Genomic DNA, 13420 nt, shown 5'->3' with positions numbered 1-13420 from the left:
TCGCCGAACATTGAAGGGGTAAGAGATCCACAAGGCGGAGAACACAAAAATGACAGCCTCTTTCCATGATCAGGTTATCGCTATCCTCCCCAAACTGCGCGTGCAGGCATTGGCGCTTACCCGCAATCGTTCTGTGGCCGAAGATCTTGTGCAGGATACTGTGTGCAATGCTTTGGCGGCGCAGGATAGTTTTGTAATGGGCACCAATTTTGCGGCATGGATGCACCGTATCTTGCGTAACCGTTTTATCTCCGACCTGCGTAAAAAGCGGGAAGTCGGGAACATTGATGATACTCCTCAATCCCTATTGTCTGTAAGCGGGCGGCATGAAGACAGGCTGGCCCTGAAGGAACTGGATGCAGCGCTTGCACGGCTGCCAGACGACCAGCGGGAAGCTTTGGTCTTGGGTGTTCTGGAGGGGATGAGCTATCAGGAACTGGCAGACGTTGCCGGATGCGCTGTGGGTACAGCAAAAAGCCGGGTTTTTCGGGCGCGCCGGCAGCTAGAAGTCTGGCTGATGGGAGAAGACGAAGACGGTGTTTCTGGCAAAACAAGCGCAGAATCCACCACAAGAGTTTCTTCTACCCGACGCAAAACCCGCACGGCCCGAAACACAACGCGTAACGCACAGCAGACGGCATAAGCGCAATGGCGTACGATACTGATGTTAGGGACCCAAAGCCCGCAGAGTCGTGCAAACACAGCACCCAACAGGCCATGCCCGGATGGATGGCATGGCAGAAACCGGAGTTCAGGATGGGAAAAAGGAGAGACGACGCCCACTCCCGAAAGCCGAAAAAAAAGCGGGATAAAGCTTTTGACCTATGGCTAAAGCGTGGCCTGCACCAGATGTTCGATAACGTTGTGAATGAACCCGTGCCTGAAGAGCTGCTTAAGCTTATTCAGGAAGATCGAGAAAAACAGGATTAAGCATTTTGCATATCAGTGGGCGAGGGGAAGGCCCTGCAAGCCGGGTAGCGGCCTCCCTTCTGTCTGGTCTGGGGCGTATTTTCAGCACTACAAGCGCACGAATGCGGCTGCTGATCTGCCTTTCAGCCGTTCCTGTTATTGCCATTGGCGCCGTACTGGCTCTGCATAATTACCGCGAAGTTACTCTTGGCAGTGCGCAGCGTGCTGGCAACGCCATTATGCGGCTAGACCTGCAATTCCGCCATGATACAGACAGATTACGTAGCGCCCTTGAAACCATAGGCCATATGGATCTGACCCCCGATCAGATCGTGCATGCCCTGCGGCTTATGGAAACCATTAGTGGGCAGCGTTACTGCTTTCTGTCCGTGCTGGATGATGAAGGAAAGCCCATACAATCCGTTTCCCCCCAAGGGCGGGGATGTGCGGAGGTAGGGGCGCTTTCTGCCCCAACCGATGTACATTCCACTCTACTTGAAGCCGTGCAGACCAGTGGTGGGCCGGGTGAAGGTGGCGCTTTTTTACGTATTACCGTACCCGCAGGGTTTCTGGCTCTACCAGAAGCACATGGTTATCTGATGGGTATTCTCCAGATATCTCGGCAAAGGGCATATCTGGGTAGCGCCTCCGGCTGGCAGGTTTTTGCAGAGGACGATAACCCCATACAGGCATGGCTGCTGATGCATAATGGGCAGTTGTTGCCTGTATGTTCAGATTGCGGGTGGCAATCTCCACCACCTTCCATTGTGCATGAACTCAAGAACGCTCTGGAAAACAGCGAGCGCAGCATTATCACACTCCCCACTGGGCTGGGGGGCTATGCTCTGGGCGCTATTGCGGGAGGAGCAGATATTCTGGTTTCCACCCAGCGCACATCCATGGAATCTGATGCTCTGCATACCATGATCCTGCAAATTGTAGGGCTGGTGCTGTTGCTGGTTATCGGGCTTGTTGCCGTTACGTTAGCGGCCAATATTGTGCTGATAGGCCCTTTGCGCCGTCTCACATACTCCGTGCAAAAATGGCAGATGGAAGGGATTTTTGATGCACGCATCACCCGCTCCATGCCGCTTGAACTCCAGCGCCTTGGGCAGGCTTTTACCCGTGCCACACGCCGCCTCTCCCGCCATGAAGCACGGCTTAAAAAAGCCATGGCGCATCAGCAACTGCTGATGAAGGAAGTGCACCACCGCGTTAAGAACAATCTCCAGATTGTGGCTTCCTTGCTCAACCTTCAGGCCAATCAGATTGAACACCCGGAGGTGCGGGCAGAATTTGCCCTGGCGCGAGATAGAATTCGGGCGTTAGCAACACTGCATCGGACACTCTATGCAGAAGATGCTCTGAACAGCCTGAACATGTCTGTCTTCCTGCAAGAACTTTGTGAGCAGACACTTCACATTGCCGGAGAATCTGAGTTCGGGCGCATTACGCTGGATGTGATTTCAGACAGTTTCTGGATGGACCCGGATCAAGCTGTGCCGCTTGCCCTGATCGTTACAGAAATTATCACCAACTCCATTAAATATGCTTTTCCGGATGGCCAGAAAGGCACCATTTTTGTGCGCCTGCATCGCAGCCACGGGCAACTCACCCTTCAGGTTGGGGATAACGGGGTAGGGTGCGCATGGGAAGAACCGCCAATACATCAAGGCATTGGCCTAAAACTTATTCACGCATTTGCGCGCCAGCTTAAAGCAACGCTTACGTATAAAGGGGAAGGCGGCGTGCAATATACGTTGGTGATGCGCCTGCCAGAAAACCCGCCAGAGGCCAGAAAATAAGGCAAAAAATGCACGCTATGCCCAGATTGCAGCGGGGGATGGCTTTCTAAACTGTTTGCGTCTTGCGTCTGTCGGTATAAACGCCTTGTATTATGAGCAACGAGAAAGCAGCAATCCGCAACTGGACACGGACACAATCGCGTCTGGGGCGTCAGGCAGCGCGATCAGTGGTTGGAGCCGGGCTGCTCTCCAGTCTTGTCGGTATAGGGCAGGTCTGGTGTGTGGCCGTTGTGCTGGGGCATGCCCTGGTTAACTGGAAGATGGCAGATGCCGCAGGCCCTATGCCTGTATGGCCTTTTCTGGCCTTTCCGGTTTTGGCCATTCTACGCGCTTTGGTTATGGTTCAGGCCGATACAGCCGCCGCGCGTGCAGGCATTGCCGCACGCCGCCGGTTGCGTGGTGAGGTTCTGGCCTCCGTTCTTACAGGTGGCCCTGCACTTTTGCGCCGCGTGCATAGCGGGGTGCTGGCTTCCACCATTGTAGATAGGGTGGAAGCGCTGGATGGCTTTTTTGGCCGTTGGATCCCGGCCTCTATTCTTTGGATTATTGCACCTGTTGCCATTCTCATTCCCATAGCCATTGTGCAGCCACATGCAGCACTGGTTCTGGGCCTATGCGGCATAGCTGTACCTTTCGGGCAGGCTCTGTTTGGCATTGGGGCGGCTGTGGCTTCCCGCAATCAATTTCTGGCCATGACACGCCTGCAAGCTCGGTTTTTAGATCGCGTTAAAGGTATTGCCACTATTGTTCTGGCTGGCCGTGCGGAAGATGAAACCCGCAAGCTGGGCGATGCAGCAGAAGAATTGCGCCAACGCACCATGAAGGTGCTGCGGGTTGCCTTTCTGTCTTCCGCCTCTATCGACTGCGCCATGGTTGTTGCTCTCATTGCCATCGCCATTATGGATGGCCGGCAGGCTTTGGCCCTACAGGCGGAAGGAAGCGCCCCTGCATTGGTGCATGCCGTTACTGCGGGGCTGTTTGTTTTGCTAGCTGTGCCAGAGTTTTTTGCCCCCCTCCGTGGCTTGGCCCTTGCTTATCAAGATAGAGCACACGCCCAAGGGGCTGCTACAGCTGTGCTGGAACTCCCTGAAGCTCAAGAGCGCCCTGCGCCGGAGGGTGCCCGCACCGTCAACGCCAATGGCGTGATGGTCTCCTTTGATGATGTCAGTTTTTCATGGGACCCAGCACGCGGTTTAGCGCTAGACCATGTCAGCTTTACTGTGCCTGCGGGTGAAACACTAATTCTGGCTGGAGCTTCTGGTTCTGGTAAATCCACTATCATGGAATTGCTGCTCGGCTTCATTCAGCCCGATACCGGGCGCGTTCTGTTCAACGGTGCTCCGCTAGATAGCATTGTGCCAGACGCACTGGCTCGCATGGTCTCATGGATTGGGCAAAAGCCTGTTCTGTTTGCTGGCACATTGCGTGAGAATATTCTGTTTGCAAAACCCGATGCCAGCGATGCCGAACTTCAGGCTGCGCTAAAATCTGCTGCTGTTGATCAGTTCTTGCCCAACCTGCCCGAAGGGCTTGAAACCCGGATTGGGGAAGGTGGGTTTGGTCTTTCTGGTGGGCAGGCCCAGCGCATTGCCATTGCGCGTGCTTATCTGAAAAATGCTCCGGTGCTGCTGTTGGATGAGCCCACAGCGCATCTGGACCCAGCAACAGAAAAAAGCGTGTTTGAAAGCCTGCAACGCTTGGCTGTAGGCCGCACCGTTATTTTGGCCACCCATTCTGCCGCCGTGCATATGTTCAAAGGCCGCCGCATAGATCTGGCCAGCGGCCGCGTTATCAGCCGACAGGGAGCAGCCTGAGCATGACCTCTCTCCCTAACCCACGCCCCACCGGGGAACTGACAGATTGGCAAGCCATCCGTACTGTTTTTGCGCTCTGGCGCAAACAGGGGGGGCGCCTTGCTGGCGGTATTGTTCTGGCTCTGCTGGCCTTGGCTTTTGGGCTGGCGCTCATGCAAACATCTGGGCTGCGGCTGGCCGGTTGCGTTATGGGTGAAATTGTTATTGCCACAACAGCTTTGCGCTGGATTGGTGCGGGCCGTGTGATCCTGCGTTATGCAGAACGCCTGTTTGCGCATGATGCCATGTTCCGCGCGTTGGCTGATTTGCGTGTGTGGTTTTTCCGCTCCCTCGCGCAGGGGGCCGCTGCCGGTTTGGGCTTCCGGCGGGCGGGGGATATGCTTTCCCGCCTTGTTTCAGATATTGGCACGTTGGACGGCCTTTACCTGCGCATTGTGGTGCCGCTTATCTGTGCCTGCGTTACATTTCCGGCCCTCGTTATTATTGCAGGCCATGCCAGTGTGTTGCTGGGCCTTGTTGTAGGGCTGCTATTTGCCTGCTCTGCCTTTGTGGTGCCATGGATGATTGCGCGCTCTAGCCGAGCATCTGCCAGCCAGATCGTGCATCATCTGGCCCATTTGCGCATTACGGTGCTGGATCTGGTTGGTGGCCTGCGTGAAATCCGCGCTTTTGGCGCAGAAGGCCGTATGCTGGCACGTGTGCAGGCGGCAGATGCCGCTCTCCTGCAAGATCAGCTCCGTCTGGCGCGGCGGGCAGCCCTTGCCAACGCCATGGCCTTTCTGGCCGGACAGATTGCCGTATTTGCTGTGCTACTGAGCATTGGCGGACTGTTTGCAGAACATATTCCTGCACTGGAAGGTGTGGGCATTCTGTTTTTAACCATTGCTGCTTTTGAAAGTGCCGCGGCACTTACCCGTGCAGGGCTACAGGCTGGTGCAATGGGGGCAGCAGCACGCCGCGTAGTGGAAGTGGCTGAACAACCTTCCGCCATCACCATTCCCGCGTCTGAGCAAACAGATGCACCGCTAGATACGCATATCCGTGTAGAAGGCGTAAAGTTCCGCTGGGCGGCAAATCGCCCATGGGTGTTTGATGGTCTTACACTGGATATTCCCGCAGGTGCACGCGTGGCCATTCTGGGGCCATCTGGCGTGGGCAAATCCAGCCTTGCAGCTCTCCTTCTTAAAGCTGCCACACCAGAAGCCGGAACAATCACACTGGGCGGAGAAGACATTTCCCGCATTAAGGCAGACTCTTTGCGCCAGCGTATCGCATGGCTTTCCCAAGCCACGCATTTGTTTGATGATACCATCCGCGCTAATCTGCTACTGGGCCGCCCAGATGCTACGGAAGAAGACCTGTGGCAGGCGTTGGAAGAAGCCGCCATTGCAGATGTTGTGCGTAACCTGCCAGAAGGGCTGAATACATGGTTAGGTGAAGGCGGTGTTCGGCTATCTGGCGGGCAAGGGCGACGTATTGCGCTGGCCCGCACATTACTGACGCAAGCCCCCATCATGATTTTGGATGAACCCGCCACAGGGCTGGATGCCCAAACAGAGCAGGACTTCCTACGCACACTCAACACCGTTACAGAAGGGCGCACAGTTATCCTTATCGCACACCGCCTGACTGGCGTTGAAAAGCTGGATCGCATCTGGCGGCTTTCTGCCGGAGTTGCCAAGGCCGCCGTTGCATAAGCAAATCTATGTTGACGTAATGCCCCCGGCAGGGCACCAGTTAGGAAATAATGACATATCTTGATTAGGATATTTTATATGCGCCGCTTGCTTCCTGTTGCTGGTCTCTGCCTTTTGGCTGCTTGTGCTGGCAATGCACCACGCAAATACGTGGTTTTCTTCTCCGCTCGTTCAACAGAGCTGGATGACAATGCTCGCAATGTCCTGTTGCAGGTGGCAGACGAATCCAGAAAGCATCCTTCCCGCATTGTAAAGGTGGAAGGTTACGCACATGCAGGGCAGGATCTTTCTGCCGATGCGCTTTTGGCCATTCAGCGCGCTAAAACTGTTGCCCAGCAACTAAGCGAAGATGGTGTGGCGGGTGATCATATCGTTCAGACCCCACGCGCACCTTCCAGCAGCGAAGGCATGCAGGTTGGCTCCCGCCGCGTGGAGATCGAACTGGCCAACCCCTGATAGAATGACAGAAACCGGCTCCATATCCACGCCCTCTCAGTTTTCACATAGCAGGCTGGAACGGGATCGGTTTGCTGGCAAACCGCCGCAGGAGGTTCTGCAGGCGGTTTTTGGCTTTCCGGGTTTCCGCAGCCTTCAGGCGCAAGCCGTTGAATGCGTTATGGAAGGCAGAGATACACTGGTGCTTATGCCAACCGGCGGCGGCAAAAGTGTTTGTTACCAAATACCCGCCCTGTGCCGCGAAGGCATGGGGCTGGTTATTTCCCCCCTTATTGCCCTTATGGATGATCAGGTTGCAGGCCTGCGCCAACTTGGCATCAATGCAGCGGCCCTTCATTCTGAACTAGAAGGGGATGAAGCCGCCAAAATCAGATCAGATCTGGCAAATGGGCGGATAGACCTGCTGTATATCTCCCCAGAACGGCTGCTTTCATCCGGCACGCTGGACAGGCTTGTGCGCATACCGCTTTCGGTTATCGCTATTGATGAGGCTCATTGTATTTCGGCATGGGGGCATGAGTTCCGGCCAGAATACCGCGCCCTTACAGCGTTGCCACGCCATTTTCCGCATGTGCCACGTATTGCCCTTACCGCTACCGCGGATGAACGCACGCGAGAAGATATTCTAACAGCGCTGGATATGCCGCATGCCGAGGTACTGGTTTCCAGCTTTCATCGGCCTAACCTCAACATTTCCGTGCAGCCCAAAGCGTCTGAAACCCGCCAGCTTATTACAGCACTGGAACGGCATAAGGATGCCGCCAGTATTGTATATTGTGGCAGCCGTGCCCGCACAGAGCGCATGGCCGCTTCTCTGCGTGAACGCGGATGGCCTGCCTTGGCCTATCACGCCGGGCTTTCCCCCATAGAAAAACGTGCCGCGCTCCTGCGTTTTCGATCTGGTGAACCTCTTGTTATTGTTGCCACTGTCGCCTTTGGCATGGGCATAGATAGGCCAGACGTGCGCGCTGTCGTGCATCTGGACATGCCATCCTCGCCAGAGGCCTATTATCAGCAAATTGGTCGGGCAGGGCGTGATGGCCTGCCATCTGACACACTTCTGCTGTACGGCGGGGAGGACATGGCTCGCGCCCGTTATTGGCTGGATCAATCCGCCGCACCAGAAAGCGAAAAACGGATTATGCGCAGCCGGCTGGAAGCCATGATCGCACTAACCGAAACCACGGGTTGCCGCACCCGTGCGTTATTGCATTGTTTTGGTGAGGAATTGGCCGAACCCTGCGGCCATTGCGATAACTGCCTACATCCGGTGCTAACATTTGATGGCACAGAAGCCGCCCGCAAGCTGCTTTCTGCTGTGTATCGCACTGGGCAATGTTTTGGTGCACTACATGTTATCAGTGTGCTGCGCGGCAAAACCACAGAAGCCGTTAAGCGTAATGGGCATGACAAGCTGACTGTGTGGGGTATTGGTAAGGATAAAAGCGAGCAGTTCTGGCGCGGCGTGGTACGTCAGCTTATTGCGCGTGGGGCCTTGCGCACAGAAGGCCAATACGGCGGCCTGATTTTAAACCAGAATGTAGCGCGCCCCATTTTACGCGGTGAGGAAGACATTCACCTACGTGCAGATCCTGTAGTGGAAACAGCCAGCCGCATATCAGACCGCAGCAGCCAAAGCGCAGGCATTACCCTTACGGAAGATAGCAAAGCCCTGTTTGATGCCCTACGCCAATGGCGCCGGGAAGAAGCGCAGGAGCAGGAAATTCCGCCTTACGTTATTTTCCATGATTCCGTGCTGCGCGATATCGCCATGGAAAAACCCTCAGATTTGGATGAGCTGGGAGATATCAAAGGGGTAGGGCGCTCCAAACTGGAACGGTATGGAGAAGCCGTGCTGGAGGTTCTTGAGACAGCGCAGGCATGACACAGGCAGTGCAACAACGTCGGTTTCGCATTCTTAAACTGGTGCAGCAACACGGCTATGCAACCAGCGAAGATTTGGCGCGTGAACTCAATGTTACCGTGCAAACCGTGCGCCGAGACGTCAACATCATGGCTGCACAGGGGCTGCTGGCGCGCCATCATGGTGGAGCCAGCTCTCTTTCGCCATCAGAAAATATTTCTTATTCCGATCGGCAGATCCTGAATTTGCGTGAAAAGGAAGCCATTGGGCGTAATGCCGCACAGGCCATTCCCAACGGGGCTTCGCTTTTCATCAATATTGGCACAACTACAGAAGCCTTTGCGCAATCTCTCCGCACCCATAAGGCACTGCGGGTGATTACCAACAATATTCATGTAGCCACGCTTTTGGCCCCCGCTCCAGAATGTAGTCTGATTATTACGGGTGGGCACGTTCGCCTGCGTGATGGCGGCATAGTTGGCCCTACAGCCGCCGCCATGATGGAACAATACCGGGCGGATTTTGGCGTGATCGGCATTAGCGGCATTGATGAAGACGGCACATTGCTGGATTTTGATGCAGATGAAATTAGCGCCGCGCAGGCCATTCTGCGCAATGCCCGCACTGTTTTTTTGTTGGCAGACCACACCAAGTTCCGCCGCAGACCCATGGCGCGGGTAGGGCATATTACGCAGGTCAACGCGTTTTATACCGATCAACCACCACCAGCGGGCATTCGCGCGCTGTTAAAAGAACACGATATCAAACTGCATATTGCCCAACCATGATCCATGATTTTCGTAAAGGAAAGCAGGAAGGGCCGTTAAAAACCGCCATCTGGCCATATTGACACCATTCTTCTTGCGTTTTCTTTTCGAATACGAATAAAAGACAGAAGTTTGCGTTCTGACCGAAACCGGAAGAAACCATGACCACACCTACTGCATCTCCCGCCCGCATTTATGATCTGCTCATTGTTGGAGGAGGGGTAAACGGCGCAGGCATCGCACGAGATGCTGTTGGCCGTGGCGCCTCTGTTCTGCTGGTAGAGCAGGATGACCTTGCCAGCTACACATCATCTTCCAGCACGAAGCTTATCCACGGTGGCTTGCGTTACCTGGAATATTACGAATTCCGCCTGGTGCGCGAAGCCCTTATGGAACGTGAACGCCTGCTGAAAATGGCCCCGCATATTATGTGGCCACTCCGGTTTGTGCTGCCTCATTCCAAACTGGTGCGCCCGGCATGGATGCTTAAGGCTGGCCTGTTCCTTTACGATCACCTTGCCTCCAACATGACACTGCCGAAGTCTCGCGGCATTGATTTCCGCACGCATTCATCCGGCGCGGCTCTAAAGCCAGAATACACCAAAGGTTTTGTGTATTCCGATGGTTGGGTGCAGGACAGCCGCCTTGTGGTGCTGAACGCCATGGATGCCGCAGAACGTGGTGCAGATGTGCGTACACGCACACGCCTGATTGCGGCCAACCGCGCCAACGGTGTGTGGGAAGCCACGCTGGAAGACCGCGCAACCGGCAAAACCACAACCGTACGCGCCAAGGCGCTGGTCAACGCGGCTGGCCCGTGGGTTGCGCGTTTGCTGGCCGATACGCTGAAAATCCCGAATTCCAAATCTGTTCGGTTGGTCAAGGGCAGCCATATTATTGTGCCGCGTGTGTATGAAGGCCCGCAGGCTTACATCTTCCAGAATCCGGATAAGCGTATTGTGTTCGCTATTCCATATGAACAGAAGTTCACGCTGATCGGCACCACCGATATTCCGTGGAAGCAGGAACCGGGCAAAGTGAACATTGCGCCCGATGAAGTGACTTACCTGTGTGAAAGCGTAAACCGCTACCTGAACGTGCAGGTGAAAGAAAGCGACGTGGTGTGGAGCTATGCTGGCCTACGTCCGCTGTATGATGATGCCTCTGCCAACGCCTCTGCCGTAACGCGTGATTACGTGCTGGATCTGGATACGCAGGACGGTGCGCCGCTACTTTCTATTTTTGGCGGCAAGATTACCACATACCGCAAACTGGCCGAACACGCGCTGGAAAAACTGGCGCCTGTTCTGCCCGCGGTGGGTGGCGAAAGCTGGACTGCACAAGAAGTTCTGCCCGGTGGTGACTTGGGAGATGGCGGCTTTGATCAGGCTCTGGCACGCCTGCGCCGTACAGCCCCATGGCTGCCAGAAGGTCTTGCATGGCGCCTGATGCGCAATTATGGCAGCCGCACCTACGAAATTATTGGTGAAGCCAATAGCATGCAGGATATGGGCGAAGTGCTGGGCGGTGACTTAACATCGCGTGAAGTAGATTATCTGATCTCTCGCGAATGGGCTCGCACGGCAGAAGATGTTCTGTGGCGCCGCAGCAAGCTGGGTCTGCATCTGAGCGATGCAGAAAAAGCCAATGTTGAAGCATATGTCGGGAAGAAACTTGCCTGATATCTGAGAACCATAGATACGTCCTTTCCAACAAGAAAAATAATAATGAGGAAGGTCATGGAAAAAACAGGAAAAGCCCTGCTTGGGGAAATGATAGCCGAATGTCTGGCTGTTATGATTATTGTGACTATAGGGGATTCAGTGGCAGCAATGTTCTCGCTGTATGATCCCAGCCCCTTCAAGCAGGCTTACTGGGGTGTTGCCATTACGTGGGGGCTGGCTGTTACGCTGGCCATCTATGTCACTGGTTCTGTATCTGGCACGCATGCCAACCCGGCCGTTACGCTGGCTTTGGCATGCTACCGTGGTTTTTCCTGGAAAAAAGTTGTGCCTTATTGGGTGGCGCAAGTTGGGGGCGGCTTTTTAGGCGCTTCGCTTGTATATGCCCTGTATGGCTCCGTTATCCAGCATTACGCGCTCGCTAATCATCTGGATTGGGTGAATGACGGCGCGGCTTCTGGCGTTTTCTTTACCCATCCCGGTGATTTTGTAACCCCACTTCACGCCATGATGAATGAGGTTATCCTTACCGCTATTTTGGTGCTGGGTATTTTTGCCATTACCTGTGAATACAATACCGTGGCCCCGCAGGCTAATTCCGGTGCGCTGATTATTGGCTTGCTGGTTGCCATTTTGGGCGCATCTTCCGGCTTTTTGGAAGGATGGGCCCTCAACCCTGCGCGCGATCTTGGGCCGCGCATTTTCTGTTTTGTTGCAGGATGGGGACGTGCCGCGTTTCCTTCCCCCGGCAATTATTGGTGGATGCCTATTGCTGGCCCCATGGTGGGCGGTTTAGTGGGCGCCACACTTTACCAGACACTTCTCCGCCCATTTATGCCCGCAAGGGCCCGGGTGACCACGACGGCGGCAGACTGACCGCAACACGCAGAAGGATACTCCTTAATGAGTAAGCAAGACTGTGTCCTGGCTATTGATCAGGGAACGACATCAACACGCAGCATTGTCTTTGATCGTGATGCGCAGGAACTCGCTGCCGCCAGAGAGGAGTTTGCACAGCATTACCCCAAGGCGGGTTGGGTAGAACACTGCCCGGAAGATATCTGGAAAGATGTCGTTAACACCGCACGCACAGCGCTGGAGAAATCTGGCGCGGCAGACCGGGTAGCGGGCATTGGCATTACCAACCAGCGCGAAACCATTGTGGTGTGGGAACGCGCCACTGGCAAGCCTATCCACCGCGCCATTGTCTGGCAGGATCGGCGCACGGCCAATGTGTGCCAGAAACTGCGTGATGAAGGCGCAGAAACACTGGTGCGCGAACGCACCGGGCTTTTGATTGATCCGTATTTTTCTGCCACCAAGCTGGCATGGCTGCTGGATAACGTGCCCCAGGCCCGTGAGCGTGCAGAAAAAGGCGAGCTGGCTTTTGGCACCATTGATTCCTTCATTCTCTGGCGTCTGACTGGCGGCAAGGTGCATGCAACGGATGTCACCAACGCATCTCGCACCATGTTGTTTGATATCCACCGCCAACAGTGGGATGAAGACCTTCTGCGTCTTTTCCGCGTACCTGCGGCACTTTTGCCAGAAGTGAAAGATAGCAGCTGCATTTACGGTGAAACTGATCCTGAACTGTTCGGCCGATCCATTCCTATCGCAGGTATTGCGGGGGATCAGCAGGCCGCTGTGGTCGGGCAGGCGTGCTTTACACCAGGCATGGCCAAGGCCACCTATGGCACGGGCTGCTTTTTGCTGCTGAATACGGGGGATAAACCCGTAACATCTCGCAACCGCATGCTCACCACCATTGCCTACCGTATTAATGGCAAAACCACCTACGCGCTGGAAGGCTCCATTTTTGTGGCGGGTGCCGCTATCAAATGGTTGCGTGATGGGCTGCACCTGATCACCCACGCATCTCAAACCGATGATATGGCGACACGTGTGCCAGATAGCCACGGCGTTTACATGGTGCCGGGGTTTGTAGGCCTAGGCGCCCCGCATTGGGACCCTGATGCACGCGGGCTGATCTGCGGCCTAACGCTGGATTCAAGTGCTGCGCATATTGCCCGTGCTGCTTTGGAATCCGTAGCCTATCAGACGCTCGATCTGGTTACGGCCATGATGCAGGATGGCGGTGGCACCACAGATAGCATTCGCGTAGATGGCGGCATGTCTGCCAATGACTGGTACTGCCAGTTTCTTGCAGACATGCTGCAAGCCAAGGTGGAGCGTCCACGCAATGTGGAAACCACCGCTCTGGGCGCAGGCTTTCTGGCGGGCATTGCAACAGGTGTGTGGGATAGCGAGCAGACCGTGGCTTCCGAATGGGCACGGGGCTCTCTATTTGAACCTAAAATGGAAAATGAACAGCGCCGCACCATGATTGCCGGATGGCATCAGGCGGTTAAGCGCACTCTTAGCACCTATACGGGCAGCTAAAAAACAAGCTCTGGCGGGAATAT

At 55.1% G+C, this 13420-nt stretch carries 11 protein-coding genes; all 11 read left to right on the top strand.

Translation table 11 applies throughout. The features are described from left to right. Positions 1-49: 49 nt before the first annotated feature. The 11 genes from FKW19_RS02135 to glpK all read left to right on the top strand — a co-directional run bounded on the left by FKW19_RS02135 (position 50) and on the right by glpK (position 13397). Entirely contained in the window at positions 50-643 is a 594-nt protein-coding gene (locus FKW19_RS02135; RefSeq protein WP_089178971.1) for a sigma-70 family RNA polymerase sigma factor, read from the top strand. A 74-nt stretch (positions 644-717) separates the two neighbouring features. After that, on the top strand, positions 718-930 hold the full coding sequence (locus FKW19_RS15640) for a NepR family anti-sigma factor (RefSeq protein ID WP_003624310.1): 213 nt from the start codon (positions 718-720) through the stop codon (positions 928-930). A gap of 101 nt (positions 931-1031) precedes the next feature. Continuing rightward, the gene (locus tag FKW19_RS02125; protein WP_082823232.1) at positions 1032-2714 is read left to right on the top strand and encodes a sensor histidine kinase; all 1683 of its coding nucleotides are present in this window, start codon (positions 1032-1034) and stop codon (positions 2712-2714) included. A gap of 92 nt (positions 2715-2806) precedes the next feature. After that, a complete protein-coding gene (gene cydD, locus FKW19_RS02120; RefSeq protein ID WP_089178970.1) occupies positions 2807-4528 on the top strand; it encodes a thiol reductant ABC exporter subunit CydD in 1722 nt (573 codons plus the stop codon). Positions 4529-4530: 2 nt separating this feature from the next. Continuing rightward, entirely contained in the window at positions 4531-6225 is a 1695-nt protein-coding gene (cydC, locus tag FKW19_RS02115; protein ID WP_089178969.1) for a thiol reductant ABC exporter subunit CydC, read from the top strand. 78 nt (positions 6226-6303) lie between these two features. Beyond that, entirely contained in the window at positions 6304-6681 is a 378-nt protein-coding gene (locus FKW19_RS02110) for an OmpA family protein (protein ID WP_035351352.1), read from the top strand. A 4-nt stretch (positions 6682-6685) separates the two neighbouring features. Beyond that, positions 6686-8566: a DNA helicase RecQ gene (recQ, locus tag FKW19_RS02105; RefSeq protein ID WP_063354023.1), complete on the top strand. Its 1881-nt coding sequence runs from the start codon at positions 6686-6688 to the stop codon at positions 8564-8566. Further along, positions 8563-9333: a DeoR/GlpR family DNA-binding transcription regulator gene (locus FKW19_RS02100; protein ID WP_006115322.1), complete on the top strand. Its 771-nt coding sequence runs from the start codon at positions 8563-8565 to the stop codon at positions 9331-9333. The genes recQ and FKW19_RS02100 overlap by 4 nt, the downstream gene beginning before the upstream one ends. 140 nt (positions 9334-9473) lie before the next feature. Further along, the gene (glpD, locus tag FKW19_RS02095; protein WP_089178968.1) at positions 9474-10994 is read left to right on the top strand and encodes a glycerol-3-phosphate dehydrogenase; all 1521 of its coding nucleotides are present in this window, start codon (positions 9474-9476) and stop codon (positions 10992-10994) included. Positions 10995-11039: 45 nt separating this feature from the next. After that, on the top strand, positions 11040-11870 hold the full coding sequence (locus FKW19_RS02090; RefSeq protein ID WP_006115320.1) for an MIP/aquaporin family protein: 831 nt from the start codon (positions 11040-11042) through the stop codon (positions 11868-11870). 27 nt (positions 11871-11897) lie between these two features. Further along, positions 11898-13397 (top strand): glycerol kinase GlpK, encoded by a 1500-nt coding sequence (gene glpK / locus FKW19_RS02085; protein ID WP_006115319.1) that lies wholly within the window; start codon positions 11898-11900, stop codon positions 13395-13397. The last annotated feature ends 23 nt before the right edge of the window (positions 13398-13420 follow it).

The sequence above is a fragment of the Acetobacter sp. DmW_125128 genome, from assembly GCF_008704325.1.
Lineage (GTDB): Bacteria > Pseudomonadota > Alphaproteobacteria > Acetobacterales > Acetobacteraceae > Acetobacter > Acetobacter oryzifermentans.
This window is presented reverse-complemented; position numbering and strand designations above follow the sequence as displayed.